General features: G+C 37.4%; 30 protein-coding genes. 15 read left to right on the top strand and 15 right to left on the bottom strand.

What is annotated here, in order from left to right; genetic code table 11:
• Position 1 precedes the first annotated feature (1 nt).
• From HYU69_02150 to HYU69_02115, 8 genes are all read left to right on the top strand, one after another.
• A complete protein-coding gene (locus HYU69_02150) occupies positions 2-646 on the top strand; it encodes a 4'-phosphopantetheinyl transferase superfamily protein (GenBank protein ID MBI2269140.1) in 645 nt (214 codons plus the stop codon).
• Between the two features lie 101 nt (positions 647-747).
• Positions 748-1,230 carry a hypothetical protein gene (locus tag HYU69_02145; GenBank protein MBI2269139.1) on the top strand — a complete coding sequence of 161 codons (483 nt, stop codon included), beginning with the start codon at positions 748-750 and terminating at the stop codon, positions 1,228-1,230.
• Positions 1,231-1,544: 314 nt separating this feature from the next.
• Positions 1,545-2,039, top strand: a complete 495-nt coding sequence (locus HYU69_02140; GenBank protein ID MBI2269138.1) for a histidine phosphatase family protein — start codon at positions 1,545-1,547, stop codon at positions 2,037-2,039.
• Between the two features lie 15 nt (positions 2,040-2,054).
• Positions 2,055-4,040: a polyphosphate kinase 1 gene (gene ppk1 / locus HYU69_02135; protein MBI2269137.1), complete on the top strand. Its 1,986-nt coding sequence runs from the start codon at positions 2,055-2,057 to the stop codon at positions 4,038-4,040.
• 72 nt (positions 4,041-4,112) lie between these two features.
• A complete protein-coding gene (locus HYU69_02130; GenBank protein ID MBI2269136.1) occupies positions 4,113-5,009 on the top strand; it encodes an exopolyphosphatase in 897 nt (298 codons plus the stop codon).
• A 41-nt stretch (positions 5,010-5,050) separates the two neighbouring features.
• Positions 5,051-5,629 (top strand): phosphatase PAP2 family protein, encoded by a 579-nt coding sequence (locus tag HYU69_02125; protein MBI2269135.1) that lies wholly within the window; start codon positions 5,051-5,053, stop codon positions 5,627-5,629.
• Positions 5,630-5,644: 15 nt separating this feature from the next.
• Complete coding sequence (locus tag HYU69_02120) at positions 5,645-6,148, top strand: acetyl-CoA carboxylase biotin carboxyl carrier protein subunit (protein MBI2269134.1); 504 nt, start codon at positions 5,645-5,647, stop codon at positions 6,146-6,148.
• Between the two features lie 52 nt (positions 6,149-6,200).
• A complete protein-coding gene (locus HYU69_02115) occupies positions 6,201-6,914 on the top strand; it encodes a superoxide dismutase (GenBank protein ID MBI2269133.1) in 714 nt (237 codons plus the stop codon).
• Positions 6,915-6,923: 9 nt separating this feature from the next.
• Here the strand turns inward: HYU69_02115 and HYU69_02110 are convergent, their stop codons facing one another.
• The 11 genes from HYU69_02110 to HYU69_02060 form a co-directional block, all read right to left on the bottom strand.
• A complete protein-coding gene (locus tag HYU69_02110; GenBank protein ID MBI2269132.1) occupies positions 6,924-7,955 on the bottom strand; it encodes a T9SS type A sorting domain-containing protein in 1,032 nt (343 codons plus the stop codon).
• Entirely contained in the window at positions 7,898-10,702 is a 2,805-nt protein-coding gene (locus HYU69_02105) for a hypothetical protein (GenBank protein MBI2269131.1), read from the bottom strand. The genes HYU69_02110 and HYU69_02105 overlap by 58 nt, the downstream gene beginning before the upstream one ends.
• A gap of 226 nt (positions 10,703-10,928) precedes the next feature.
• Entirely contained in the window at positions 10,929-12,269 is a 1,341-nt protein-coding gene (accC, locus tag HYU69_02100) for an acetyl-CoA carboxylase biotin carboxylase subunit (protein MBI2269130.1), read from the bottom strand.
• A gap of 101 nt (positions 12,270-12,370) precedes the next feature.
• Positions 12,371-12,880: an acetyl-CoA carboxylase biotin carboxyl carrier protein gene (gene accB / locus HYU69_02095; GenBank protein ID MBI2269129.1), complete on the bottom strand. Its 510-nt coding sequence runs from the start codon at positions 12,878-12,880 to the stop codon at positions 12,371-12,373.
• 85 nt (positions 12,881-12,965) lie between these two features.
• Positions 12,966-13,961: a ketoacyl-ACP synthase III gene (locus HYU69_02090; protein MBI2269128.1), complete on the bottom strand. Its 996-nt coding sequence runs from the start codon at positions 13,959-13,961 to the stop codon at positions 12,966-12,968.
• Positions 13,962-14,001: 40 nt separating this feature from the next.
• Positions 14,002-14,940 carry a phosphate acyltransferase PlsX gene (gene plsX, locus HYU69_02085; GenBank protein ID MBI2269127.1) on the bottom strand — a complete coding sequence of 313 codons (939 nt, stop codon included), beginning with the start codon at positions 14,938-14,940 and terminating at the stop codon, positions 14,002-14,004.
• 76 nt (positions 14,941-15,016) lie between these two features.
• Positions 15,017-15,205: a 50S ribosomal protein L32 gene (gene rpmF, locus HYU69_02080; protein MBI2269126.1), complete on the bottom strand. Its 189-nt coding sequence runs from the start codon at positions 15,203-15,205 to the stop codon at positions 15,017-15,019.
• A 12-nt stretch (positions 15,206-15,217) separates the two neighbouring features.
• Complete coding sequence (locus HYU69_02075) at positions 15,218-15,745, bottom strand: DUF177 domain-containing protein (GenBank protein MBI2269125.1); 528 nt, start codon at positions 15,743-15,745, stop codon at positions 15,218-15,220.
• Between the two features lie 342 nt (positions 15,746-16,087).
• Positions 16,088-16,522 (bottom strand): hypothetical protein, encoded by a 435-nt coding sequence (locus HYU69_02070; protein ID MBI2269124.1) that lies wholly within the window; start codon positions 16,520-16,522, stop codon positions 16,088-16,090.
• Between the two features lie 32 nt (positions 16,523-16,554).
• Positions 16,555-16,770 carry a hypothetical protein gene (locus HYU69_02065; GenBank protein ID MBI2269123.1) on the bottom strand — a complete coding sequence of 72 codons (216 nt, stop codon included), beginning with the start codon at positions 16,768-16,770 and terminating at the stop codon, positions 16,555-16,557.
• 105 nt (positions 16,771-16,875) lie between these two features.
• Positions 16,876-17,448 carry a polyisoprenoid-binding protein gene (locus tag HYU69_02060; GenBank protein ID MBI2269122.1) on the bottom strand — a complete coding sequence of 191 codons (573 nt, stop codon included), beginning with the start codon at positions 17,446-17,448 and terminating at the stop codon, positions 16,876-16,878.
• 387 nt (positions 17,449-17,835) lie between these two features.
• On the opposite strand from HYU69_02060, the gene HYU69_02055 reads away from it, so the two are divergent.
• Entirely contained in the window at positions 17,836-18,969 is a 1,134-nt protein-coding gene (locus HYU69_02055) for a DUF748 domain-containing protein (GenBank protein ID MBI2269121.1), read from the top strand.
• Between the two features lie 199 nt (positions 18,970-19,168).
• Positions 19,169-19,324, top strand: a complete 156-nt coding sequence (locus HYU69_02050; GenBank protein MBI2269120.1) for a lmo0937 family membrane protein — start codon at positions 19,169-19,171, stop codon at positions 19,322-19,324.
• Between the two features lie 144 nt (positions 19,325-19,468).
• Here the strand turns inward: HYU69_02050 and HYU69_02045 are convergent, their stop codons facing one another.
• A complete protein-coding gene (locus HYU69_02045) occupies positions 19,469-19,657 on the bottom strand; it encodes a hypothetical protein (protein MBI2269119.1) in 189 nt (62 codons plus the stop codon).
• 269 nt (positions 19,658-19,926) lie between these two features.
• Between HYU69_02045 and HYU69_02040 the strand changes: the two genes are divergently transcribed.
• The 5 genes from HYU69_02040 (at position 19,927) to HYU69_02020 (ending at position 22,898) form a co-directional block, all read left to right on the top strand.
• Complete coding sequence (locus tag HYU69_02040) at positions 19,927-20,328, top strand: hypothetical protein (protein MBI2269118.1); 402 nt, start codon at positions 19,927-19,929, stop codon at positions 20,326-20,328.
• Positions 20,329-20,625: 297 nt separating this feature from the next.
• Positions 20,626-21,003 (top strand): hypothetical protein, encoded by a 378-nt coding sequence (locus tag HYU69_02035; GenBank protein MBI2269117.1) that lies wholly within the window; start codon positions 20,626-20,628, stop codon positions 21,001-21,003.
• Between the two features lie 118 nt (positions 21,004-21,121).
• Positions 21,122-21,463 (top strand): hypothetical protein, encoded by a 342-nt coding sequence (locus tag HYU69_02030; protein ID MBI2269116.1) that lies wholly within the window; start codon positions 21,122-21,124, stop codon positions 21,461-21,463.
• A 622-nt stretch (positions 21,464-22,085) separates the two neighbouring features.
• Positions 22,086-22,436 carry a hypothetical protein gene (locus HYU69_02025; protein MBI2269115.1) on the top strand — a complete coding sequence of 117 codons (351 nt, stop codon included), beginning with the start codon at positions 22,086-22,088 and terminating at the stop codon, positions 22,434-22,436.
• Between the two features lie 12 nt (positions 22,437-22,448).
• Positions 22,449-22,898: a hypothetical protein gene (locus tag HYU69_02020; GenBank protein MBI2269114.1), complete on the top strand. Its 450-nt coding sequence runs from the start codon at positions 22,449-22,451 to the stop codon at positions 22,896-22,898.
• A 622-nt stretch (positions 22,899-23,520) separates the two neighbouring features.
• Here HYU69_02020 and HYU69_02015 read toward each other — a convergent pair.
• From HYU69_02015 to HYU69_02005, 3 genes are all read right to left on the bottom strand, one after another.
• Positions 23,521-23,823: a hypothetical protein gene (locus HYU69_02015; protein MBI2269113.1), complete on the bottom strand. Its 303-nt coding sequence runs from the start codon at positions 23,821-23,823 to the stop codon at positions 23,521-23,523.
• A gap of 68 nt (positions 23,824-23,891) precedes the next feature.
• Complete coding sequence (locus HYU69_02010) at positions 23,892-24,467, bottom strand: ferritin-like domain-containing protein (protein ID MBI2269112.1); 576 nt, start codon at positions 24,465-24,467, stop codon at positions 23,892-23,894.
• Positions 24,468-24,896: 429 nt separating this feature from the next.
• Positions 24,897-25,328: a hypothetical protein gene (locus tag HYU69_02005; protein ID MBI2269111.1), complete on the bottom strand. Its 432-nt coding sequence runs from the start codon at positions 25,326-25,328 to the stop codon at positions 24,897-24,899.
• Between the last annotated feature and the right edge of the window lie 43 nt (positions 25,329-25,371).

Here is a 25,371-nt window from a genome sequence, read left to right as displayed (position 1 = left end):
GATGCTGGGCAATGATATAGTTGATATGGAAGACGGACGGAATTTAAACAGGTCCGGGCAGAAACGCTTTCTGGATAAACTCTTCACGCCTTCTGAACAGCAATTAATTTCTGCATCAGATATGCCCGATCACATGATTTGGGTACTATGGTCAATAAAAGAAAGCGCGTATAAAGTGGTCAACAGATCAACCGGAATAAGATCATATGTGCCTTTATCATATAAAGTGCAGCTCAGCAGCGCATTGCTCAAAAGTAAAATGATAAATAGGGAAAATAGCTCCGGCGTTAAATTTCTGGATAGTTCAATATCTGCTTTAGGTTTTAAACTATTCGCAAAAACGTTAGTGACAAGGAATTTTATTTATAGTCATGCGTCCTCCGAATTTTCCTATTTAAAGCATGTAAAATGGAATATTGAAAAAACCACAGCAACCAAACCCGAACAACAATCACATACGATAAGAGAATCAGCAAAAAAACATATTGCTCAAACCCAAAGGATTGAAATGTCTGAAATCAGTATTTCAAATGATGAAGGCAGACCTCCTTGTGTGCAAATTAACCATAAATCCATTAATAAAATTGATCTTAGTTTCACCCATGATGGACCATATTTAGCTTACTCTTACATACTACGCAGCTAAATAGTAAGCCATTGATTTGCAGAGTTATCGCAAGTTTTTTAAATTTGTTTTACTCTAATTGCTTAGAGTTTAATGATCCGTAGGAATTATTATTAATTAATATGTCTCAATCCACTGAAAATGTCTTGCACACCAAAACCGATGTTTCATCGGTTGAAACGACCCTTGCAATTGTAAGCAAGAGAGAAGACGGAATAATTGAGATACGTTTTAAAAAAGACGAATATGAAGTTGATGTTGCCGATCAATTAGACATTCATGATGCCTGTGCCAGATTAACAAACAACGGATCGGACCCTTATGCCTTACTTGTAATTCCGGGAATTTATGGGGGAATAACAAAAGAAGCAAGAGAAATGGAAATGTTTGATTTCGACGTATATAGAAATCAAATGGCATTGGCAATAGTTATAAAAGCTCTGCATCAACGTATTTTAGCAACCTTGTATTTTAACTTAAAAAGAAACAAACCCCGGTATCCTTACAGGTTATTTAACTCCGAAACTCAGGCAGTACAGTGGATCTCACAGCAACTGTCAATTGTAGAAAATACAAACAGCAAGCACTTGGCTGATGTATTGTGATCTTCCGGGATCATTTCATTAATGAGTCGATCGAAACAACCGTTTCTGAATCGATTATCTCGAACGACATTTCATTAAAATTTTCCGTCAAATCGGGACGCGAAAGAGCAGTACCTGACTATCTGAAGGCGCCGGATTTTGAATATACCCATATTTATGTTTACCGGTATTTAAAATAATTTTAACAAAGGAATCCGGCAATAATTCCGAAATTTGAATTGAATGTGCGATCATAATACATTATTTTTGGTTACACAATAGTAGGAACAGTACATTATGCCTGCGTTAAAAACATATTACTTCAAAATTAAACTATGAAGCATCTATTCCTGGTTCGCCACGCTAAATCCGATTGGAGTTATGATGGATTACCGGATATTGACCGGCCGCTAAACGAAAGAGGTTATCGTGACGCGCATTATATGAGCAAACAACTGGCCGAAAAAAAACAATTGCCGGATGCGATCATTTCAAGCCCGGCTATCCGGGCTGTGAACACCGCACTTATTTTTTCCAGGAATTTTAATTTCCCGGAGAATAAAATCACTATCAATAAAGGGTTATATGAAACAAGTCCCGAAAATTTTATAACGCTTCTGGCCGGAATTGAAGATAAATTTAAAAGTGTATATCTATTTTCACACAATCCAACTATTACCAAAGTAGCCAATATTTTGTCGGGCCGCGGCATTGATAACATCCCCACTTGCGGGATCGTGTGCCTTGAATTTGATTCGACCAGTTGGAAAGCAGCTGAAACAGCCCGTTTTAAGTGGTTTGACTTCCCGAAGAACCACATGCTGCATTAAATTATTATAATTATTATGAGCGTCAAACATGTAGAATTATTAAACCGCGAATTGAGCTGGCTATCATTTAATGAGCGGGTGTTGCAGGAGGCAGAAGATAAAACCGTTCCCCTTATTGAACGAATAAAATTCATGGGAATTTTCTCTAACAATCGCGACGAGTTTTTCAGGGTACGGGTGCTGTTAGGTAAAATTCAAAGAACGGTGATCGGTCAGGCCAATAAATTTGAGGGTATTTATGAAGAACTGCTTCATGAACTCGGTAAACAAAGTATTTATATTTTAAATGAACGCATGCTGAACGAAGAACATGGCAAATTTGTCCGACAGTATTTTCATGATGAAGTAATGCCTGCTCTCGTTCCCATTATGGTCGATAGTTCACCCAGCTTCCCTTACCTCCGGGACAAGTCCGTTTATTTTCTGGTGAAAATAAACCGGAGTGATAAAAAACCCAAGTATTCATTAATAGAGATCCCATCGGAAGTATTATCCCGGTTTGTCACTTTACCAAAACAAGGTGAAAAAAAATATATTATCCTGCTGGACGACGTGATCCGGTTTTGCCTTGATGATGTGTTCGCCATTTTTGAACATGAATCAGTTGAGGCTTATTCCATTAAACTTACACGCGATGCGGAACTTAATATAGATAATGATGTAACACAAAGTATCGTTGAAAAAATTTCAAAGAGTCTGAAGAAAAGGAAGAAGGGCGCACCGGTCCGCCTTACGTATGACAACGACATGCCGAACGACATGCTTGACTTTTTAATGAGGAAGATCAAAATGATCAAAACGGACAATCTTATCCCGGCCAGCCGCTATCATAACTTCAAAGATTTTATGCATTTCCCGAATGTTGGTACAGCCGACCTTCAGTATAAAAATCCACACCCGCTTGATCATGAAGCGTTTTCAGGTGTAAAAAGTTTTTTAAATGTTATTCGTGAAAAGGATGTTTTGTTGTCGTATCCTTACCAAAGTTTTCATCATATTATTGATGTGTTACGCGAGGCCTCAATTGATCCCAAGGTCATTTCAATAAAAATAACGTTATATCGTGTGGCAAAGCAATCACGTATAGTTAATGCATTAATAAACGCTGTTAAAAACGGAAAAAAAATTACAGTTGTGGTTGAATTGCAGGCGCGTTTTGATGAAGAAGCCAACCTCCACTGGGCCGATAAGTTGAAAGAAGAAGGTGCTACTGTAATTTATGGCGTACCCGGGCTCAAAGTTCATTCCAAATTATTTTTAATATCGAGAAAAGAAGGAGGAAAAACGGTTCAATTTGCGCACATTGGTACAGGAAATTTTAACGAACAAACATCGAGGTTTTATTGTGACAATAGCTTACTTACAACTGACAAGCGCATCACAGCAGATGTGGACCGTCTTTTTAATTTTTACGCCGACAATCTTAAAAGGGGAACTTATAAACATTTGCTCGTAGCCCCCTTCTTTATGCGAAAGAAGATTAATAATCTTATCAACAAAGAAATTGAAAACGCGAAGGCCGGGAAGCCTGCTTATATTATTTTAAAACTGAACAACCTGGTTGATCGTGATATTATTAAAAAGCTATATGAAGCAAGTGAGGAGGGCGTTAAAATAAAATTGATCATTCGCGGGATGTGTAGCTTAATTCCCGGAGAAGCGTACAGTAAAAATATAGAAGCTATCAGCATTGTTGATAAGTACCTTGAGCACAGCCGCCTGTTCATATTTTGCAATAATAACAATGAAAAATACTTTTTATCTTCGGCAGACTGGATGGCAAGGAATTTTGATAATCGTTCGGAAGTAGCGACACCTGTTTATAATAAAACGATACAAATGATGTTGCGGACAATGATCGACATTCAATGGAACGATAATACCAAAGCGCGTATTATAAATAAAAAGCAGGACAATAAATACCGTACAACTGAATCGAAGATTAAATTCCGCGCCCAGGAGGAAATTTACAGATTGTTGAAACAGAAAAGATGGAAGTAGTTGTTAGTTGTCGGTTGTTGGCTATCTGTGTCCACCAACAACCGACAACTAACAACTGATAACTAAACAACGTTGAAATTTGCAGCTATCGACATAGGCTCAAACGCATTGCGATTATTATTTTGCAATGTCCTTAATGGTAAACACGATCCCGTCTTCAAAAAAGCCGAACTTATCCGTATCCCTCTCCGTTTAGGCGAAGACGCATTCCTCGAGGGCAAAATATCTGAAAAAAAAATTGAAAAACTCATCAAATCAATGAAAGCGTTTCAATGCCTCATTGATGTTTATGATGCTATAGATTACCGCGCCTGCGCCACATCAGCAATGCGGGAGGCGAGTAACAGCGTCGAGATAATTGATCGTATAAAGAAAGAGACCGGGATAAAAATTGAAGTCATAGATGGCTCAACAGAAGCGGATATTATTTATTCCAATCATATCGCGGAACATTTAAGCAACGACAACGCCTACCTGTATATTGATGTGGGAGGTGGCAGCACAGAAATAACATTATTCAATAAAAATAAAGTTGTGGTCTCACGCTCATTTAATATCGGCACTATACGCATGCTGCATGACAAGGTGAGTAAAGAATTATGGGGCGAGTTCAAAGATTGGATAAAGGATAATACCAAAGGCTACAAACCATTGGCAGCAATAGGTTCGGGCGGAAATATCAATAAACTTTTTGCGCTATCCCGCAAAAAACAAAGCAAGCCTATCTCTTACAGTAAACTCAAATCAATTTACGAATTGCTGGAAGCATATAGCTACGAGGAGCGCATCCGTGAGCTGGGGCTTAAACCTGATCGTGCAGATGTAATTATGCCCGCGTCAAAAATATTTCTTACCATAATGCGGTTAGCCGAAATAGAAAAAATGTATGTCCCCCAGATAGGTTTGTCCGATGGTATTGTACACCTGTTATACGAAAAAAATAAAAGCAAACTTGCGGCAGCAAATTAGTTGATCTGGATTTACGATCTTACATATTTGACAGGCATAAAATGAGAGGATCTTTCTTCAGCTATTTATTGCTCCTCTTGCTAAATACGAATGCTCAAAATCGGGACATTCGCCTGCTCGATAAGATCAATTCAGGAGAAAACCTGCATAAAGATATTTTCTATGCGGGGTTGTCATCGTCTGTTACACCGATCAGTATTGTATTACCTGTAAGTATATTAGTCGCCGGCGATTACCACAATAATCCTTCTTCAATCAGGAACGCATACTTTATCGGTTCGTCTGTACTCGCAACTGCATTGTTAACTACAACACTTAAATACAGCCTTAAAAGGCAGCGCCCTTTTGTTGAAAATTCGTGTATTACTAAAAAATGTAATGTAGGTAAATTATCTTTCCCCTCGGGACATACTTCTTCAGCCTTCGCCACGGCAACTTCATTAAGTCTTGCTTATCCCAGGTGGTATGTTATTGCCCCTTCTTTTTTGTGGGCTTCGTCCGTGGCATATTCACGAATGTACCTGGGAGTTCATTATCCAACCGATGTATTAGGTGGCATGTTAATCGGGATCGGAGTATCTTGTATTTTATGGGAGGTCGAAAAAAGGATAAATAAATAAGTGTAACTTTAATTCATGTATAAAATAAACGTAAATGATAAGTATTCATTTGCCGTAGATGTAACTTCTCAAAATGAAGGAAAAATAAACGACAAATTAGTTGGCTGGGATATTATTGAAATAAAACGTGGAAGTTTTCATGTCATTTTGGGGAATAAATCCTACACAGCCGAAGTTGTGAAAGCTGATCTTATTGAGAAATTTTTTGAAATAACTGTCAATGGTACAAAGTATAAGTTGAGTGTAAAAGACAAGTTTGATGAACTCCTGAAAACGCTGGGAATAGATAATCTGAATAACAATAAAGTAAACGAGATTAAAGCTCCCATGCCTGGCCTGGTTATTGATGTAAGGGTGAGCGAAGGAAATGCAGTTAAGAAAGGCGATGCGATTATTGTACTGGAAGCTATGAAAATGGAGAACATTTTAAAATCGCCGACGGATGGAATTGTTAAAAAGATAAATGTGAAAAAAGGTACTGCAGTTGAAAAAAATCAGGTGCTCATAAATTTTGTATAATGTTATGGATACAAACAGAAGAGATTTTATTAAAAAAGGAGCCTTGTTAGCTATGGCTGGTGTGGCAGGTTCATCTCTTGTTAAGTCACTCAATAAAGTTAGCGCGAATATCAACAAAGAGGAACTTCAACAGCCCGGCGGCGCATTTTTATTGCCTACCCTTCCCTATTCATATGATGCGCTCGAACCACATATCGACAAGATGACGATGGAGATTCATCATGATAAACATCACAAAGCATATGTGGACAATTTAAATAAAGCAGCATCTGCCGGGCTTGCGGGATTGAATCCAAATGTTGAAACCCTGTTTCCTGCCATTTCGAAACAACCAGCCGCCATACGCAACAATGGCGGCGGACATTACAATCATAGTTTGTTTTGGCAATTAATGAAGCCCGGCGGAGGCGGACTTCCATCAGGAGATCTGGCCGAGGCTATTAAAAAGACATTCGGAACATTCGATGACTTTAAAAAGAAATTCAGCGAAGCTTCGATGACTCGCTTTGGCTCGGGCTGGACATGGCTTGTAGTTGATAACAATGTTCTTGAAAATAAGACTCTTAAAATCGGTTCCACACCTAACCAGGACAATCCACTCATGGATGTTTCGGAATTTAAAGGGAAACCTGTTTTAGCACTTGATTTGTGGGAACATGCCTACTACCTAAAATATCAGAATAAGCGTGCAGACTATATTGAAGGATGGTGGAACGTTGTTAACTGGGATAAGGCAAATGAATTATTTGCGAATGCGGGGAAATAGCTACCCAATTTACTGGATAATCAATTTTCCATCTTCAATACATTTTTCATTCAACACTACTTTATATAGATAAATACCGACTGCCATATCTTTTTTTTCGATCAACAATTTATTGCCGGAAATATTGCTGCGGATCATTACTTCTTTTCCAAGTACACTAAATAAATGAAAACTAAGATTATCGTTGACAGACTTTTTTATTTCTGAAAGATCAACCGTGCTCGTTTCGCCAAAGGGATTAGGATAAACCGAAATTCTTTTCTTCGCTGTAAGTATAGAATATGAAGAAATACTACTGATAATATTCTTTTGAGCTCTTATTTTCCGCAGAACATCGTTTCCGGCTTCAGAAACAAACAGGTTACCTGTTTCATCTATGCAAATTCCGTAAGGAGCATTAAACTGAGCGGTGGAAGCGGGCCCATCCTTGTAACCTTGTACCGTAGTACCTGCCCTTGTAACCACATTGCTGTCATTACTTACTCTTCTTATCACTTGCCCCAGCTCGGCAGTAAAAATATTATTGTTTTTGTCTGCACATATCGAAGTGATATTGCGAAACCGGGCGGCCTTCCCTTTCCCGTCAGCATAACCTATAATGGTATCTCCTGCCAAAGTGCTTACCCAACTGCTGTTTAGATCAATCTTTCTTATCATCTGATCATCGGCAATATAAATACAATCTTGAAGTGTATCCATAAAAAGATCGATAGGGTATTTAAATGTTGCGTTATATACAAAGCCATCACTATGCCCATATTGACTGGCAAATCCGGCTATCCAAGATACCTGGCCTGAAGAGTCTACCATTTTAATTTCTCTGCGACTTTGATCGCATACATATAAATTATCGTATTGGTCAAAACTCAGTCCCGAAATGAAATCAAAGTCGGCACCTTGTGCAAAGACAATTAAATTCTTTTTAACTGTATCAACATAATAAATAGCATTCCCCGAAGCCACAAATACAGCTCCTTTTTTATTTACCGCAATCGCACTAAGCGTTTTATCATATGGATGGTGGATCCGAACATGCCGCAAAAGCCCGCCGATTCAATGAGGAAGATTTTTTTTGAGCGAGGATAATAGGCGATTCTCATAGGAATGCAAAAGCCTGCAATATTAGGAGGCCCTTCTAATGTTCCACTCAAACCCCGGCCCGAAAAAGTACTCACCTCTCCAAGACCGGCCTTAAAAATATAAGATATAGTATCGGATCCGCAACTGTCACTATATACAATAAGTGATACTGTATATGTTCTTATACTATCAGAAGCATAAAAATGAACCGGATTCTTTTGAACAGAAGTGTTTCCATCGCCAAAAAACCATTTGAATTTTTCGGAGGCTTTAGAAATATTACCAAATGTTACTTTTGCACCGTAGACGGTATAAGTAAAATCTGCCAGAGGCAATGAATCTACTTTTACGAGGAAAGTATCATTTCTGCTACAGGGACCATTCGAGCCCTGAACAATATATTTTTTATCTAGCACAGGTATGTCAGAAATAACAGAATCAGAAGAAGAAATTCCGCTGCTCCATTTATACGTCATGGCCCCATGGGCACTAAGCTGTATAGGACTGCCTGAGCACGCCCTATGATTCCCGGTTATAGAAGTAAGCGGATAAGGATAAAATGTTATTTTCCGAGGAAGAGAAGTCGTTGTTCCACATTGATTACTTATGGTTACCTGGTATGTTCCGCTTTGTGTGACAGAAAGAACCGGAATGTTGGATCCTGTATTCCATGAATAAGAAGTCGCCCCGGGATTTGGCGAGAGGTAAATACTTTCACCATTACAATTTACAGTATCGCCATTTGTGATCGTAAAAAAGGCCGGATAATCGAAATAAATATTAGTAAAGGAAGACTGCTTTGTACATCCGTTATTATCTTTAGCAATAACGTAATAAGAGATATCATCATTTGCTGTGATAGAAGATGTTGTTTCCCCAGTGGACCAAACATAGGAAACACCTCCCCCCGCAGCGAGAAGGGGAAGATTATTATAACAGGTATACACATTACCGGAAGGAGATATAGATGCACCGGGCAATGGATTAACTATGACCGATACGGGTCCCGCTGATAAAATACCACAGGCACTTGCTACGGTAACAACATAAGATCCCGGAGAAGTTACTTTAATACTATTTGTTTGGGCTCCTGTAGACCACGTATATGAAAATCCTTGTGAAGCAGTAAGATTTACAGAACCTCCAGCACAAAAAGTAAGAGGCCCACTGGCTATTATCTGCGCAGGTATCTGAACTTTTATTTTTACCGGAGTGGATTTTGCGGAGCAACCGGACGAATCAGAAACAATAACAAAATAACTTCCTGAATCTTTTACAGATATAGAAGGCGTCTTTGCGCCGTTTGACCAGGAATATATATAATTTCCCTGAGGAGCTTCCAGCATTGTGGAGTTCCCTAGACAAAGAACGCTGTCCCCATTTACAGTAATTCTGGAAACAGGAGGAATGCAGAACTTAACCACCCATGCATCGTTTTTACCAAAACTGTTTTCAGATTTGTCCTTCCCCGTCTGTGAGGTAGAAGAACCTGTGAGAACAAAACCATTCGGCGAAGCTATAGCACCCTTAAGTATTTCCTCTCCTGAGCCTCCGACTATCTTTTCCCAGTTTTTATTCCCGAGAGAATCAATATTTATGATGTAAAACTCCCAGTCATTTAAACTTAGACTATGAGTAAAACCAGATAGCAGATAGCTTTTATTATACAGGGGCGCAATAGTCATTAAATTATCCCCATTGCTATAATTAAACGTTTTTTCAAAAATTTTTCCGCCTGAAGTATCTATTTTAATAACCCAGTAATCAACTCCGCTATAATTGGGCGAGGTTTTATTTCCCCCTATACCTGAACTAGATTGTCCGGCAAGCAGAATAGAGTAATCTGAGACTTTGCACATAGAGGATAAATAATCACCCTGAGTCCCTCCATAGGTTCTGTCCCAGATTTTTTTTCCAGTTGAGTCTGTTTTGACTACCCAGTAGTCACCATAAACAGAACCCACTCCTCCTTGATTAGGATTAGTTTTTGCTCCCCCGGCATCTGAATAAGAATATCCCCCAAGTAATAAATCCCCGTTTTTAAGTTCCAGAACATCTGAAAGGTAATCGTCACGATTGCCTCCAAAACGCTTATCCCAGATTTTATTTGCGTTCATATCTATTTTAATGATCCAGTAATCATAATATCCAAAGCTGGGTTGTGATATATCTCCTCCCGACCCCGTGATGTTACTACCAATAAGTATATTCCCATCTTTCAGTTGCAGAAATTTGAGGTAATTCGTCGAAGAGCTGGGATAATTACTTCCGCCGAAACTTTTTTCCCAAACTTTGTTCCCCACCGAATCGAGCCTAATCAGCCAGATGTCGTTGATCGATTTGAGTGGAGAGATTTTGTTCCCGCCGGGATTGGAATTGGAAAAACCCCCAAGGAGAAGACCCTTATCCTGCGGAAGGAAAATCCCAGAGGTAACCTGGAAACCATCATCTTTTATTCCACCATAACTCTTATCCCATATCAACTTTCCCGTAGAGTCAAGACGTATTACCCAATAATCCCATCCTCCCATGGAAGGGGCTGTCTTATTTCCTCCGGGAAGGGAAGATGAATTGCCAGTGACAACAAAACCTCCATCAGGAAGTGAAACTATACTATATCCATTGTCGTCATTAATGCCTCCAATGGTTTTATCCCAACGGATAACGGGCACTTGTGAATAAGTCTGATTTATAAGAAAGATAAACAAACAACACCATGTGAAATAGTTCTGCTTTAATGAAAGTTTAAAATGAAAAATATTCATATTAACGGCATTAAGAGGGTCAAATCAAATTTTATTAGCTTACACTAGAAGATTAGGAGCTACGCCTATCACAGATAAAGTTAAACGTTTTGTAATGCAATTCAAATAAATTGCAGGATGATAGAAGCTGCCAGATTCAAGAAGCAACCCGTTTAACAATTATAAAAAATCACTTCTTCAGATCAAACGACTCCATAAACTTAGTTGTGTAATTTCCCTTAATGAAATCCTCATTCTTCATCAATCGTAAATGGAACGGGATTGTTGTTTGAATCCCTTCAATAACAAACTCACTGAGCGCGCGGTGCATTTTTGCGAGAGCCTCCTCGCGGGTTTGGGCAACAGTGATCAACTTAGCGATCATTGAATCGTAATTCGGAGGGATAGTATAACCTGCGTAAATATGTGAATCTACACGAACACCATGGCCACCTGGTGTATGAAGCGTAGTGATTTTTCCGGGACAAGGCCTGAAATTGTTGAATGGGTCTTCCGCATTTATACGGCATTCGATGGCATGTAATTGCGGATAATAATTTTTTCCGGAGATTGGGACCCCGGCGGCTACCAATATTTGCTCGCGGATCAGGTCGTAGTTAATTACTTCTTCGGTGATCGGGTGTTCAACCTGGATACGGGTATTCATTTCCATGAAATAGAAATTCCGGTGCTTGTCCACCAAAAATTCAACCGTTCCAACACCTTCGTAATTCACAGCCATAGCGGCTTTTATAGCAGCTTCGCCCATAGCATCACGCAATTCCTTGGTCATAAAAGGAGAAGGGGTTTCTTCCACCAATTTCTGGTGCCTGCGCTGAATTGAGCAATCACGCTCACTTAAATGACATGCCTTCCCGTACTGATCGCCTACAATTTGTATTTCAATATGCCGGGGTTCTTCAATGTATTTCTCCATATACATTCCATCGTTGCCGAAAGAAGCGGCAGCTTCCTGACGGGCTGTGGTCCATGCTTTTTCAAGTTCCGAATCTTCCCAAACTATACGCATTCCTTTACCTCCGCCCCCTGCAGTAGCTTTCATAATAACAGGATATCCGATCTTTTTAGCAACCTTTTTTGCATCTTCCAGGTCAATAAGTAACCCTTCTGATCCTGGAATACAAGGCACACCTGCTTTTATCATGGTTGATTTGGCGGAAGCCTTATCGCCCATGGATTCGATCATTTCGGGAGAGGCGCCGATAAATTTCACATCGTGCTCCTTGCATATTTTTGAAAACTTCGCATTCTCGGATAAAAATCCATAACCGGGATGAATCGCATCTGCATTTGTAATTTCAGCTGCCGAAATAATGTTCGGCATATTCAAATAGGAGTCTTTGCTCAAAGGAGGTCCGATACAAACAGCTTCATCGGCAAATTTAACGTGTAAGCTTTCCTTGTCGGCAGTTGAATACACAGCAATGGTCTGTATTCCCATTTCTCTGCAGGTACGTATCACACGCAAGGCAATTTCACCACGGTTGGCAATCAATATTTTTTTAAACATTTTTCCCTTTTTTAAACTGGTGCGGATAACAAATGTTCACGGATTTGCGAAAAGCCCAACATGTCCATTCGTAAATTCGCAACTATTCACTATTTGTACAATTAATTGGGATCCACCAAAAACAATGGCTGATCATACTCCACAGGAGTAGAATCATTCACCAGTATTTTTACAATCTTCCCTTTTACATCACTTTCAATCTCATTGAATAACTTCATAGCTTCAATAATACAAACGGGCTTACCGACAGTCACTTCATCTCCCACATTAACAAAGGGGGGCTTATCAGGGCTCGGAGACCGATAAAAAGTACCGATCATTGGTGATTTAATGGTTACATATTTCGAATCATCTGCTGATGTTACAGATTTTTTCTCTGCCGCCGGCTGGGTTGAAGATGTGGCAACAGGTTGTGCCGGTTGAGCGGCAATATGCGAAACAGGTGTAGTTATTGAAGGAAGAGTAGCCTGTATAACCTGAGTTTCAGCATATTTAACGCTGCCGTTCTTTGTTTTGATAATGATCTTTATGTCTTTGGTTTGAAGCTCCACTTCACTAACACCCGATTTAGCAACAAACTTTATCAGATCCTGGATTTCAGTTATTTTCATATGTGCCAATTTTTAATTTAAAACGATTGCTTGATTATTCGATTGAATTTAACAATAATTTGGGGACTATACTAAATAGTCACTTTTAAGAATTATACGCCCACTTCAAATAAATTGAACCCCAGGTGAACCCGGCGCCAAATGTTGAAATAATTATATTATCGCCTTTCTTCAACTGCTTTTCGTAATCCCAAAGACAGAGAGGGATCGTGCCGGCTGTTGTGTTTCCGTATTTTTGAATATTCAACATCACTTTTTCAAGGGTAAGACCCATCCGGTTCGCCGTGGCATCAATAATGCGTTTATTGGCCTGGTGAGGAACCAACCATGCTATATCTCCTGAAGTAAGTTTATTCTGCTCCATTATCTTAGCTGAAACTTCGGCCATGCCAACAACAGCCTGTTTGAAAACAGTCTGCCCTTCCTGGTAAACGTAATGTTCTTTCGCATCCACAGTAGCATGCGTAGGAGGCTTCACTGATCCGCCGGCCTTCTGATGCAGGTATTGCGCACCTGATCCATCAGCATGAAGGATTGAATCGATTATTCCTAACCCTTCGGTATTGGGTTCGAGCAGAACCGCTCCGGCTCCATCTCCAAAAATAATACAGGTAGAACGATCCTCGTAATCTATAATGGCCGACATTTTATCGGCACCCACAACAATAACCTTTTTGTATTTGCCGGTTTCGATGAATTGCGAACCTGTAGCAAGTGAAAAAACAAATCCCGAGCAGGCTGCAGATATATCATATCCCCAGGCATTTTTTGCACCGATTTTATTACATACAATATTTGACGTGGATGGAAAAACATGGTCGGGAGTTACTGTTCCTATAATAACAAGATCTATATCGAGTGCAGAGATTCCGCGTTTTTTCAAAAGCTCTTCGATGGCTTTCACACACATATCCGATGTTCCCAAACCCTCTCCCTTTAATATCCTCCGCTCCCTGATGCCTGTACGGGATTCTATCCAATCGGCTGTAGTGGGCACCATCTTTTCCAGTTCCTGGTTACTGAGTACATAATCCGGAACATATCCTCCTATCGCGGTAATGGCAGCTGTTATTTTAGTCATGAGGACCCTCCTGACCTTCCGCCTGAGGCAGAAGGAATTGTTATGTAAATGCTTGTTTAATTTTTTCGGCCAGTTTGGCTTCAGTAATATTTTTTGACAACAATACCATGTTCTTAAAAGCTGTATCGTTTGATATTCCATGACCAATAATTACGTTGGCATTAACTCCCAGAACCGGTGTGCCTCCGTAATTCTCATAATTGAACCGATCAAAGTATTCATCTTTAATGCCACGCTTCTTTATCATATAATAAAATCCTTCAGCTTCTTTTAACACTACATTGCCGGTAAATCCATCACATACGATTACATCGGCCCTGTCGTTAAAGATATCGCGGCCTTCAACATTACCGATAAAATTAAAATCATTGGAATCTTTCATTAATGTGTGAGTGGCCTGGGATACGAGGTTTCCCTTTTCCGCCTCTTCCCCAATATTCAGCAAACCAACCTTAGGGTTTTCGATCCCATAAACATATTTTGTGTATAACGAACCTAAAACTCCGAACTGGTATAGTACATCGGGCTTACAATCCGCATTGGTCCCCACATCGAGGATGATACCGAAACCGCCTTTGAATTTTGGGAGTAATGATGTGATGCATGGACGAATAACGCCTTGTATACTTTTAATAGTAAACATGCAGCCTACCAACATTGCCCCGGTATTGCCGCAACTGGCAAAAGCATCAAGCTTTCCCTCCTTAAGCATTTTAAAGCCTATTGAAATTGTGGAGTTGGGTTTTTGAGAATAAGCCTTTGTAGGATGTTCACCCATAGCAATAACTTCGGTGGAATGAACAATATCAAAATCGGCGGGATCAACGCCCTTTTTTGTAAGGATCGGGATGATCTGTTCTTTATCGCCGATGAGAACAAGACGGACAGATTTGGGAAGTTCTTTGAAAGCTAACACGGCTCCTGAAACAGCCGCATCAGGGGCAAAATCGCCTCCCATAGCATCAATACCAATGTTCATCAATAATTGCAGTTTGAGAAGATTAATTCCTTCAGGGATAACCGGAACAATTTTAAGATGGCAACATCCTGCTTAATTAAGCAGCAGCCTTTTCCATTACCACTTTACCTTTGTAGTAAAGTTTTCCATCGTGCCAATAGGCACGGTGCGTAAGGTGTACTTCCCCGGTAGTCGGACAAGTAGTTAAAGCGCTTCCGTGAGCTTTAAAATGAGCTCTTCTCGATCTTGTTCTTGCTTTGGAATGTCTTCGTTTGGGATTTGGCATTTTACTTTATTTTTAATTGTTAAACTTAATGTCTTTAAGCTTGTCCCATCGCGGGTCAACACTTTGATTTTGTTCAGCTAATTCAATTTCCTTTAATTTCTTTATCACTTCCTGGTTACACTCCAACAGTTTTTCATGAACGCGTTTCGCGGGAAGCGAGAGTATCGTATATTCATACAATTGGTGGGCGATATCCAGTTCACCATCGTTGGCGGATAGCGCTATCATGTCTTCCTCAGGCTTCTCATTAAGATCGGTTGTACCAACATATTTTACAAGCAACTGGTATTCCCCTTTGATCTTTACCTGGCAATCATCCCCGCAACGGTCGCAAGGCACTGTTACCTCGCCGCGTATAATAAAGTCGAGTATGAGCATGGTTGACTGTTTGTTAAGCCGCACATCAACCCGAACATCTCCCTTTTTAATTTCAGAATATTCTAACGCTTCAAAGAACTTATCGGTAAGGTTATACTCGTACTCATGTTTACCAAGACTCAGGCCACTGAATGAAATAATATATTTTCTTTTACCGGCCATTATATATGGTAAAATAAGGTGCGCAAAGTTATAAGATTAGGGGAGATATTATAAAAATAAAGGGGTATTTTTTGAGATTTTGCCAAAAAAATGAAGAAAATGGCGATATTTTGATGAAAAAAGCTAAAAAACAGGAGATAAATCGGAGGTTTTAGTTAGTAATCTCTTCACCCATTCATTAATCCGGGTATTCTTTATCTTAAATGACATCTCATTTGAAATGATTTATGACCTAATACAATGCTTTAAACCAGCTTAACTCTAATTAAGCCGGATGGCAGAATGCATCAATTATTTTTTGGGGCATTTTTTAAACAAAAATTTGATGGATTTTGTCACTCTTTATCTTTCCTTACCTTTTCTTTTCAAACCTTTATCCACCACTTGGACTGGATTATCAAATTTTGCAGAAACAGTTTTTCCAAATACATTAAAGCTAATATCACAAGCATAAAAATCCGAAATTGCCTCAGCAACAAACGCACTATCGGCAGTAGGCTTTAACTGAATATTTAACGTAGTACTATCCCTGAAAAACAATCTCACTTCACCGGAAATACCTTTACTATTAACTGTTTTTAATTTCCCGTCTAACAAGTAGATATATAAGTCTTTCCCTGGATTTTTCAGTTCTATATAATAATTTTCCGCCTTTTCAATCCTACCTCCATGCGGCCCCTGAGAATCAAATGCATTCATTGAAATAAATATAGCAATCACAAGAAAAAGTGCGATAAAAAAACCCCTTTTCTCTATTGATTTTAAAATTGTGTCCATGTTATTTGTATTTATCAATAATCCTATCCATTTTATTTTTTCGATGGCTTTGAAGGCTCATCTATATATGTCGAATCAGTTTTTGAAGGTTCGTCGATACGTGTTGGATCAATTTTTTCAGGTTCACGACCCGGAATTGGTTTCGTTGGATCAGGATTCTTATCAGGTTTTGTTGGAATCCGTTTTTGGGGATTATTAGGTACTGATTTATCATCAGTGTCTTTTTCGAAATCATTTTTTGTTTCCATAGCAAATTTGTTTTTAAAATTTTATTAAATGTAGAACCATCTTTTCTGTGATGCTAAATTATCGTGCCAACATCGTTCCATATTAAATTACATCGTTCATTGGGATTAGTTAACAATAAATTCAGCATTTGATCTCAATTCAATTTCGTTGCCAACTACAGCAGTAGGTGAATCGGCACCTACTTCAAAATCATTCCGGTTCAGTTTTCCTGTAATGGTAAATCCTACGGAGTTCTTTTTACTCATCGGGTTCAACACCTTGCCATTATAAACAACATCAAAGGTTATTGGCTTTTTTATACCCCGGATTGTAATGTTGCCCTCGAGTTTATAATTTTTATCGTTTATTTTTTTAAATGAAGTACTCTTAAAAACAATCGTAGGATACTGCGCTGCATTAAACCATTTTTCACTTTTCAAATCATTATCGCGCATTTCAATGTCTGTATCTATAGAATTAACAGATGCAGTCATTTCAATAACCGCATCCGTAAAATCATCTTTACTTGCCTTAATAGTTGCTTCTACATTTTTGAATCTGCCTTCTACGTGAGAAATTCCAAAATGAGTTGCACTGAATCCAACACTTGTATGGTTTTTATCCAGTACATACGTGTTTTGTGAAATTGCTATAGTAGCAATCGTAAATTGAATTATACTTAAGAATATTTTTTTCATTTTCTTTAAATTTAAAATTTCCTGTCAAAATATAGTGCCAATAAATAAAGTGCTGTTTTTTGTTCTTCTTCAATTATATGAGAAATTTTCACTGAAAATCTATTCCCAGCTTGGGAACAAATTTCTGCACCTCCGGCATATTTATGTTTTACCTTCAATCGCGTACACCTATCTCCGTTGCCGTGCAACATAACTACAATTCAGGATGATTAATCGAAAATTAACGTTTATTTTCTTTGATTCAGGCTATTTTCAATAGCTAAAACTAAAAGGCATGGATTAATTATTAAAAAAATACTTGCTCTTTTTATTTTACAGAAATACCGGAGGCTGCTGCTTTAAAAACGACACCTGGTTTTGACTTTTATTAAAAATTTACAGAGAGAAATGTTGCAAAGCATAAAAAAAAATAAACAACTACGCTGGATTTTAATTTCCATTTTTGCTTTACTCATTTTATTCCGTATTTCGTTACCCTACTTAGTACTTAATTATGTAAATAAAAAACTGGCAGAGCTGAGTGAATATTACGGTCATGTAAAGGACATTGATATGGCACTCATAAGAGGAGCATACGTTATAAAAGATATTAAATTAGTGAAGATCGACAATGTGAAAGGTACCCAAAAAGACACTATCCCTTTTTTTACCTCTCCTGTTATTGATTTATCTGTTGAATGGCGTGCATTGCTAAAAGGTTCTGTCGTTGGAGAAATATATGTAGAAGATCCTGTATTAAATTTTGTAAGAGGTGTTCACAAAAATGAAAATGTAAAAGCTGATACTGCTGATTTTAAGAAGCTTATTAAGGATCTATTCCCGCTCACCATTAACCATTTTGAAATTATGAACGGGCAGATACATTATATAGATCATGCGGCTAAACCTATGGTTGATGTAGCTTTAAAAGACGTTACTATAAAAGCCACGAATCTTTCAAACGTAAATGACAGCAACAAATTGCTTCCTGCACACCTCCAGGCCACAGGACATGCTTATGGAGGGAACTTTACTATGAATGTTGATTTTGACGCATTAAATGAAATTCCAACATTTGATATGAACGCAGAACTGACAGAGCTGAACCTTGTACTGTTAAATGATTTACTGAGAGCTTACGGTAATTTTGAAGTGACCACAGGTCGTTTCGGATTGTATACTGAATTTGCCGCAAAGAATGGGGAATTCGGGGGATATGTAAAACCTTTGATAAAAGATATAAAAGTCGCGATCTGGAAGAAAGATGAAAAATTAAAACAGGTATTGTGGGAACTGATTGTTGGAGGGGCCGCTGAATTGCTTAAAAATAATTATTCGGATCAAATCGGGACCAAAGTTTCGATTAAAGGCAAGTTTGATTCTCCCGACGCCAATATGTGGAAGGCTATAAGTTATCTTTTAAGGAATGCCTTTGTTCATGCCCTAAAACCTTCGATCGACCACTCTATCAATATTTATAAATTAGAGGACGATCTTAACAAAACATTTTTGGAAAAACTATTCGGGAAAAAGAAAAAATAATTCTTTCAATAGGTCACACAGCAAATTTAAAAATCAGCGTACATATTTCTCCACTGTCGGGACTGTTTTCCACACTTTAGGGTTCACTCTTTTATTTAATCGTTCATTCAAACTGCTTAAAGAGGTTTAGCAGGGATGGCATAATAATTGGCCACATCTTAAATAATAATTTAGTATAAATTCTTTAAATCTTTTAATTATGAATAAGCTGCTCTATTTTGTTGCCGTTGTATTAGTTATTGTGTGGGCAATTAGCTTTTTTGCTTACAGCGCCAGTGGATTAATACATCTCTTATTGTTAATTGCGCTGATAGCGATTATTTTAAGAGTAATCAGGGGAAATGATCCTGTATAGCTTTTTTCTTGTGTAAGAAATGGTCTTTAAGTAAGAGTTTTACTTTCATGTTTTCGGCTGCGTAATTTTTTCTTTTTCAAAAAAAATGCGAGTAAACTACTCGCATTTTTTCGATACCGTTTGTCAAGAATTGGATGTAGAACTCTAATAATCGTCATCATCCCTTAAATCTTCATCGTCCCTTGTTCTCGATTGGTCATTTTTCTTCTTCTCCGTATACTGACTTTTTGTTCTGGTTGTATCAGTCTGATTACGGGTAGAACCGGTTTTACCCCTTTGTTGATTTGATCTTTCCCGGCTTGAGCCAGCAGATCTTTCTTGATTTTTTTTCATGATTATTATTTTATTGGTTAGATGTAAACTGATATAAAAAATATGCCAAAGCAGAAAACGTATGTATATAATGAATTACACAATATTAAAGGATAAAAGACGGATAATTATTACTCAACTCAGGAATATTATTCCACATCTGTGTTATACAATGGGCACAATACGCAAGCTATAATTAATTGGCAATTAATTATTTGTGACAATAAAAAATAAGGTATAATTATTACACGCATTATTATAATATAATATTCATTCATTAAAAAATAGTCATGAAAACCACGAAAAAAACCACTGCGACTCGCACAGGTAAAACAAGAGAACGCTCAGGTATGCCAGAGCCTGAAAAAAACACCAATGAAGACTATTGGAAAAAGGAAAGCGATTTTGACAGCTCAAGAAAAAAAGACAATTCTGACAATAAACCCTCAGGCGAACAAAACCGCAAGAAGGAGAACTCCATTAATAATAACACCGATTTAAAAAGTGATTATGAAACCGGGTTCGCTACTGATAAAGAGGCTAGTCGGGTTATGCCCTATGATACAATCAATCCGGGCGATAAAACCAGCAAGTATAATTCTGAATTCAACCAATCAGGCAATAATTCAGATAAAACAAACCCTGATCCAGGTGGAGATAAAACCAGCACAGAAAAAAATGGAAACACTTAAAAGCTGAATACTTTAAAACAAAGACGCTTACAAATAAAAAAGCCGGGAGGATTCTTTTATTTATACGACGGGTTTTATAATTGAATAGCAATATTTTACTCGAAACGAGGCTTTAATTCTACAAAACACAAATTGTATGAAATCGAATTTGTTTTTTTTGACAAAAGCAATTCGCTGTACCTGAATAATATAAACCAATTAAAAAAAATAATTGCATTTGGTATTTTATTGGTTTAGCGATCATGGCGGAAACCGAAAAGCCTTAAAGAGAGTAGGAATATTTAAATTATATATTTTATGAAAACATTTAATAATCTATTTATAGGATTGTGTATAATAGGTTCAATCCTTTTTGTTAGTTGTAAAAAAACAAATGATGTTCAGCCAACCAATCAAAGTACCTCACCTAACTTTTCATTTAAAGGCGGTTTGGCATTTAGAGTAAAAAAAGATGGTAATGCAGTTCCAAATGCGACTATCAAGATTGCAGTTTCTCAATCAGACTTGTCATCCGATATTATACTTGCCTCAAAAAATACAGATGGAAACGGGTACGCCGACTTTGGTAAATTAAATGGAGGAAACTATTATTATAAAGTTGATGTAACTATCGGGATTACACCTTACCATGGTGAAGGGGTGGTACAAGTTCAAAATGGTGTGGATCTTGTCTAGGATCTGACACTTCAATAAAGTATAACCGGATTATATTTTCGGTATGTATGAGCTGGAAATTACTATATGATTGTATTTAAAGATTATTAGTGAATATGGATTTATAATTTAAAAAATCATGAAAACCAAAACCCAAAAAACGGAAATGACCACATTAGTGGAATGCATGGCAAAACTAATAGAAGAAGGCTATACCGAAAATTTTCTCATTAAGGGGAATTTCCTGGTGGCTGAAAATAGGAATAAGTACACTCCTGAACAAGTAAGGATAGTTAATTTTTATCGTTTCGAAGGAGAAAGTGACCCTGCAGACAATTGTATTCTTTACGCAATTGAAACATCGGATAAAAAAAAGGGTGCAATATCAGATGCTTACGGACCATACTCCGATAGCAAAATTACCGCATTCATAACGCAAGTGGAGGAAATATCCAAAAAGGAACACGAGGTACAGAACTAGCCAAAAGTTCAATTTAGGATTATCACATTTTGCTACATTTTTATTAGCTATGCTTATTTTATACATCACTACAATAATTACAGATCCGAAGGAATAAGATTTGCAGATAAATGCTCTCTAACCGATTCCAATGAAAATAAAAATATATCACATTCTGAAAGCTGGTAATTATCAAACTTCCCACACTGGGGAAAAGGTTTCCCCAGTGTTATTTCTGTAACTGATTTGTTTTTCTCTAATTACCTATTAATGATGCATTTATAAAACAAACAGATTGTGGCACAATATTGAAGAATATATAAGGATAAAACTATTAATTAACTCGCCTTTAACTGATTTACAGGGAAGGCTTAAAAAAATGAAAACATGGAAAATTATGGAAAAACTATCGGTGCGTTATTATTCGGAGCAGCAATTGGCGCAGCAAAGACCTGACGGATAATTTAAAAAGCAAAGCTGGAAAATTTAAAGACAAAGTAGAAAGTTTTGGAGAAAGAGCTGAAGATGAATTAAAGAAATCTGCCAATGGTAAAGCAGATCAACAAAAGTCATCAGCGGAACAGTATTCCAGGGTATAGCTGTAAATAAACAATTCAATTATTATTTATTTAAAAAATGTTTTATGCAGTACGAACAGCCATTTGAAAATATACTGGATAAATTTAAGAGATATATAGATACCTGTTATGATTTAACGGTTTTAAAAATTTCCGAAAAGGTTTCGGTTAACATATCAAGAATTGTTTCCCGGTTTTTAATTATTCCCGTTATAATTTTAAGTGTTGTTTTTCTAAGCTTTGCTGCTGCATTATACATTTCCTCTGTTCTCAATAATGATTATGAAGGATTTCTTATTGTTGGAGGAGCTTATCTTGCTTTAAGCATAATTATGATCTGTTTCAGAAAGATGCTGCTGGAAAAGCCCCTCCAAAATAAGATTATTAAAGAAATATGTAAGGAAGACCAGTTTTAAAAATAATGCTTTATGACAACAGGCACTGAAAAAAAGGCGATCAATAATTATATTGATCTTCAACGCAGAATTATGCAATTGAGAGTTCAAAAATACGATCAGGAACAAGAACTCAAAAAAGGTATTAAGGAAATTTATTATACAATTCATCCCTTAACTATTTTAGATAATTTATTACATAAGCTTTCACAAAACAATGAGGTGAAGAGGGACCTGAAAAGTATAAGCTTAAATGCCTGGGCAAGTTACTTCATTGGTAGAATATTTGGCAGATCAACATCTTTAAAAGGATTCCTTTCATCGGTAATAATTGAAAAAGTGGCTGTACCGGTGTTAGATAAATATTCTACTTCGATTTTCAATTCTTTAAACAACTTTATTAAGCGGTTCATTAACCGACATGATTCCGGCAATTATCCTCCCACTCACACTGAAGCTCTAGTTCCTACCGAGGATCGATAATTTATAAATAAATCTACTGTTGTTAACAATAGTCTAAATGAACAAACTGCATATTTAGCGTTAAAATTACTGGACTATTGATTAAGTAAATAAATTTTATTTTAAGGAGTAAACTTTCTTTTTTTGTTTTCCAACTCTCAACCCAAGTACTATCAAAATTTTTTTAGGGGAAATATTAGAATTTATCTTGAATACGCCTTTTGTGGGATTTAGTGTTTTTGTGCTTTAGTGGCAATTTGATTTTGGCCACCAAAACACGAAAACTCTATACCTGCCGGTCAGGTTTTTCCATATATTTTTTTGAAAATGTATATAATAATCTAATTCGATATAACCTCTATCATACACAAAATAATTATATACACGAAATCACCCGCTTTAGATTAATCATATACCGAATAATCCAAACGAGTGAAAATCGCGGGAACAAACTCAAGTTAATTTGTGTTATTTAATTGTGATTGGAGACTATTATCCTATCAAATTAAATATCTAACCAAATTCTTGAATTTATTTATATAGACACTTCCTTCAGGAAGCGGACAACACAATTATTTTGCTATGTAAAATAGTTAAGGCATAACGCCGGGGTACAAACCGGCGCTATGCCCTCCACGGTAGCTTATTTACTTTGCTTTCCACTGCTTTGACTACTCTGGTTGTAACTCGAACTATAATCCCGGCTCTCACCTGAAGTTTTAGTCCCTCCCTGGCGGTTCTCTTGTCCTGCAACGGGAGTTTTGCCTTCACGACCAGGCATTGAAGTACCTAGATCTTCGTTTTCTGTCTCTGAAGTGTTAGTTCTTTCTTCCTCAGCAGTAACTTCACGTTGATTACGGTTAGCTTGATTTTGTTGACCTTTTTGATTTTGTTGTTGACCATTTGGATTGTTTTGAAACCGTTGGTCTTTTTGATTTTCTGACATTTTGTTTAGGTTTTAAATTGTTTAATTAAATTGATTATTTGGTACTCGAAAAATTTATATGTTATTATCTACTCTGCATTAACTGCTTCAATATTAATGGAAGATTCTGCAATTTCAGAAAGTCTCTCATCAGCTTCTTTTTCTTCATTAAGTGTTTCGTTAAGCAATGTGACAGCCTTGTTTTCACCTAATATTTTTGCAAACGCAGCAAGCGTTCCATAACTGGCTATTTCATAATGTTCCACTTTCTGAGCTGCCGAAATAATACCGGCATCACGTACGAATCCCTTTTCGCTATATTTCATAATTTGCTCACTCTCCTTAATTAAACCAGCCATCGCTTCACATTTCTTTACCTCGGCTGGAGCGCCAATTGAATCAAAAATTTCTTCCACCCGGCTTACCTGTTCCTTCGTAACAGAAAGGTGGTCAGAGAGTGCTGCTGCTAATTCCTCAGAAGTCGATTCCTTTATCATTTTGGGAATTGCCTTAACCAAGGCCTTTTCAGCCCAATATATGTCCTTTAATTCATCTTCAAATAACTCACGCAAACCCTGACTTGTATCGTCCTGTGAAGAAACTGCATCCTGCGTATTTTTTTTACTTGTGCGATCTTCATTTTTTGAATTTCTATTTGATTTCATTTTGTTCTGTATTTATAGCGTTAATAATACTGGTTAAGAATTTCAGATTTCTTTATTCAAGAAGAATACCAAAACAACGTTCGTCCGGAAAACCTTATTCCAAGGCTATTTCACGATTCTCCTTGCGTTATCTTAAAAAATATTGTGCAAAAGTTATCCCACTATGGGGAATAAACTACCAAAACCGGTGGTTATGTTTATGAAAAAATCATTTCAATACTTTATGCTGATTTTTGCAAACATGGAGGATGAAAAATCTAATATTATGGAAAATTATTACCTTTAGAGCCCTGATTTTAACAAAAAATCAAGTTGACTCGGTAGCTCAGTGGTAGAGCAGTTGACTCTTAATCACCGGGTCGGGAGTTCGAGCCTCCGCAGGTCACACTCTTAACAAGTCATTTAGCCATATATAGCTAAATGGCTTTTTTACTTGGCTGCATTAAACTTGAACGACATGATCTTTTTACTCTGCAGGTTTACCCTTGCCGTGAAATAGCAATTCCCGCCGCCTTTAACAAAATACATTTCTTCGAAAAATTTTTCCGGTTTGGTACAGCAGGCATTTACATAAACTATTCTCTGCGACATCATAATAGAACCATAGTATTGCCTGTAATACTTATCTACCTGCACAGTTGTTGCCTGTGGAAATTTTTCTTTAATGTGGGCCTTTACAATAGAATCAACAAGAGTGATCTCATCAGGTATTGGCGTAAAACGTGAAGATGGAGCGTCATTGGTAGCATGCGTTGGCTTTTCCCTGGGGAATATGACCGTTTTAACACCTGCAGTATCCTGTGCGCTGCTTATGCATGTTAGTGTAATGAATGCTAAAAAACATGTTATGGATCGTATCATTTTCGGTTGGTTTTATTTGAAGCTCAAATTACAAAATAATAAA

Source organism: Bacteroidota bacterium (assembly GCA_016183775.1).
Taxonomy (GTDB): Bacteria; Bacteroidota; Bacteroidia; order JABDFU01; family JABDFU01; genus JABDFU01.
Note: the sequence above shows the minus strand (reverse complement) of the source record. Positions and strands in the feature narration are given on the sequence as shown.

Excerpts from the sequence above, each read along its gene's own strand:
- HYU69_02150 (MBI2269140.1), top strand. The coding sequence starts at position 2 with ATGCTGGGCAATGATATAGTTGATATGGAAGACGGACGGAATTTAAAC.
- HYU69_02145 (MBI2269139.1), top strand. The coding sequence starts at position 748 with ATGTCTCAATCCACTGAAAATGTCTTGCACACCAAAACCGATGTTTCA.
- HYU69_02140 (MBI2269138.1), top strand. The coding sequence starts at position 1,545 with ATGAAGCATCTATTCCTGGTTCGCCACGCTAAATCCGATTGGAGTTAT.
- ppk1 (MBI2269137.1), top strand. The coding sequence starts at position 2,055 with ATGAGCGTCAAACATGTAGAATTATTAAACCGCGAATTGAGCTGGCTA.
- HYU69_02125 (MBI2269135.1), top strand. The coding sequence starts at position 5,051 with ATGAGAGGATCTTTCTTCAGCTATTTATTGCTCCTCTTGCTAAATACG.
- HYU69_02120 (MBI2269134.1), top strand. The coding sequence starts at position 5,645 with ATGTATAAAATAAACGTAAATGATAAGTATTCATTTGCCGTAGATGTA.
- HYU69_02115 (MBI2269133.1), top strand. The coding sequence starts at position 6,201 with ATGGCTGGTGTGGCAGGTTCATCTCTTGTTAAGTCACTCAATAAAGTT.
- accC (MBI2269130.1), bottom strand. The coding sequence starts at position 12,269 with ATGTTTAAAAAAATATTGATTGCCAACCGTGGTGAAATTGCCTTGCGT.
- accB (MBI2269129.1), bottom strand. The coding sequence starts at position 12,880 with ATGAAAATAACTGAAATCCAGGATCTGATAAAGTTTGTTGCTAAATCG.
- HYU69_02090 (MBI2269128.1), bottom strand. The coding sequence starts at position 13,961 with ATGACTAAAATAACAGCTGCCATTACCGCGATAGGAGGATATGTTCCG.
- plsX (MBI2269127.1), bottom strand. The coding sequence starts at position 14,940 with ATGAACATTGGTATTGATGCTATGGGAGGCGATTTTGCCCCTGATGCG.
- rpmF (MBI2269126.1), bottom strand. The coding sequence starts at position 15,205 with ATGCCAAATCCCAAACGAAGACATTCCAAAGCAAGAACAAGATCGAGA.
- HYU69_02075 (MBI2269125.1), bottom strand. The coding sequence starts at position 15,745 with ATGGCCGGTAAAAGAAAATATATTATTTCATTCAGTGGCCTGAGTCTT.
- HYU69_02070 (MBI2269124.1), bottom strand. The coding sequence starts at position 16,522 with ATGGACACAATTTTAAAATCAATAGAGAAAAGGGGTTTTTTTATCGCA.
- HYU69_02065 (MBI2269123.1), bottom strand. The coding sequence starts at position 16,770 with ATGGAAACAAAAAATGATTTCGAAAAAGACACTGATGATAAATCAGTA.
- HYU69_02060 (MBI2269122.1), bottom strand. The coding sequence starts at position 17,448 with ATGAAAAAAATATTCTTAAGTATAATTCAATTTACGATTGCTACTATA.
- HYU69_02055 (MBI2269121.1), top strand. The coding sequence starts at position 17,836 with ATGTTGCAAAGCATAAAAAAAAATAAACAACTACGCTGGATTTTAATT.
- HYU69_02050 (MBI2269120.1), top strand. The coding sequence starts at position 19,169 with ATGAATAAGCTGCTCTATTTTGTTGCCGTTGTATTAGTTATTGTGTGG.
- HYU69_02045 (MBI2269119.1), bottom strand. The coding sequence starts at position 19,657 with ATGAAAAAAAATCAAGAAAGATCTGCTGGCTCAAGCCGGGAAAGATCA.
- HYU69_02040 (MBI2269118.1), top strand. The coding sequence starts at position 19,927 with ATGAAAACCACGAAAAAAACCACTGCGACTCGCACAGGTAAAACAAGA.
- HYU69_02035 (MBI2269117.1), top strand. The coding sequence starts at position 20,626 with ATGAAAACATTTAATAATCTATTTATAGGATTGTGTATAATAGGTTCA.
- HYU69_02030 (MBI2269116.1), top strand. The coding sequence starts at position 21,122 with ATGAAAACCAAAACCCAAAAAACGGAAATGACCACATTAGTGGAATGC.
- HYU69_02025 (MBI2269115.1), top strand. The coding sequence starts at position 22,086 with ATGCAGTACGAACAGCCATTTGAAAATATACTGGATAAATTTAAGAGA.
- HYU69_02020 (MBI2269114.1), top strand. The coding sequence starts at position 22,449 with ATGACAACAGGCACTGAAAAAAAGGCGATCAATAATTATATTGATCTT.
- HYU69_02015 (MBI2269113.1), bottom strand. The coding sequence starts at position 23,823 with ATGTCAGAAAATCAAAAAGACCAACGGTTTCAAAACAATCCAAATGGT.
- HYU69_02010 (MBI2269112.1), bottom strand. The coding sequence starts at position 24,467 with ATGAAATCAAATAGAAATTCAAAAAATGAAGATCGCACAAGTAAAAAA.
- HYU69_02005 (MBI2269111.1), bottom strand. The coding sequence starts at position 25,328 with ATGATACGATCCATAACATGTTTTTTAGCATTCATTACACTAACATGC.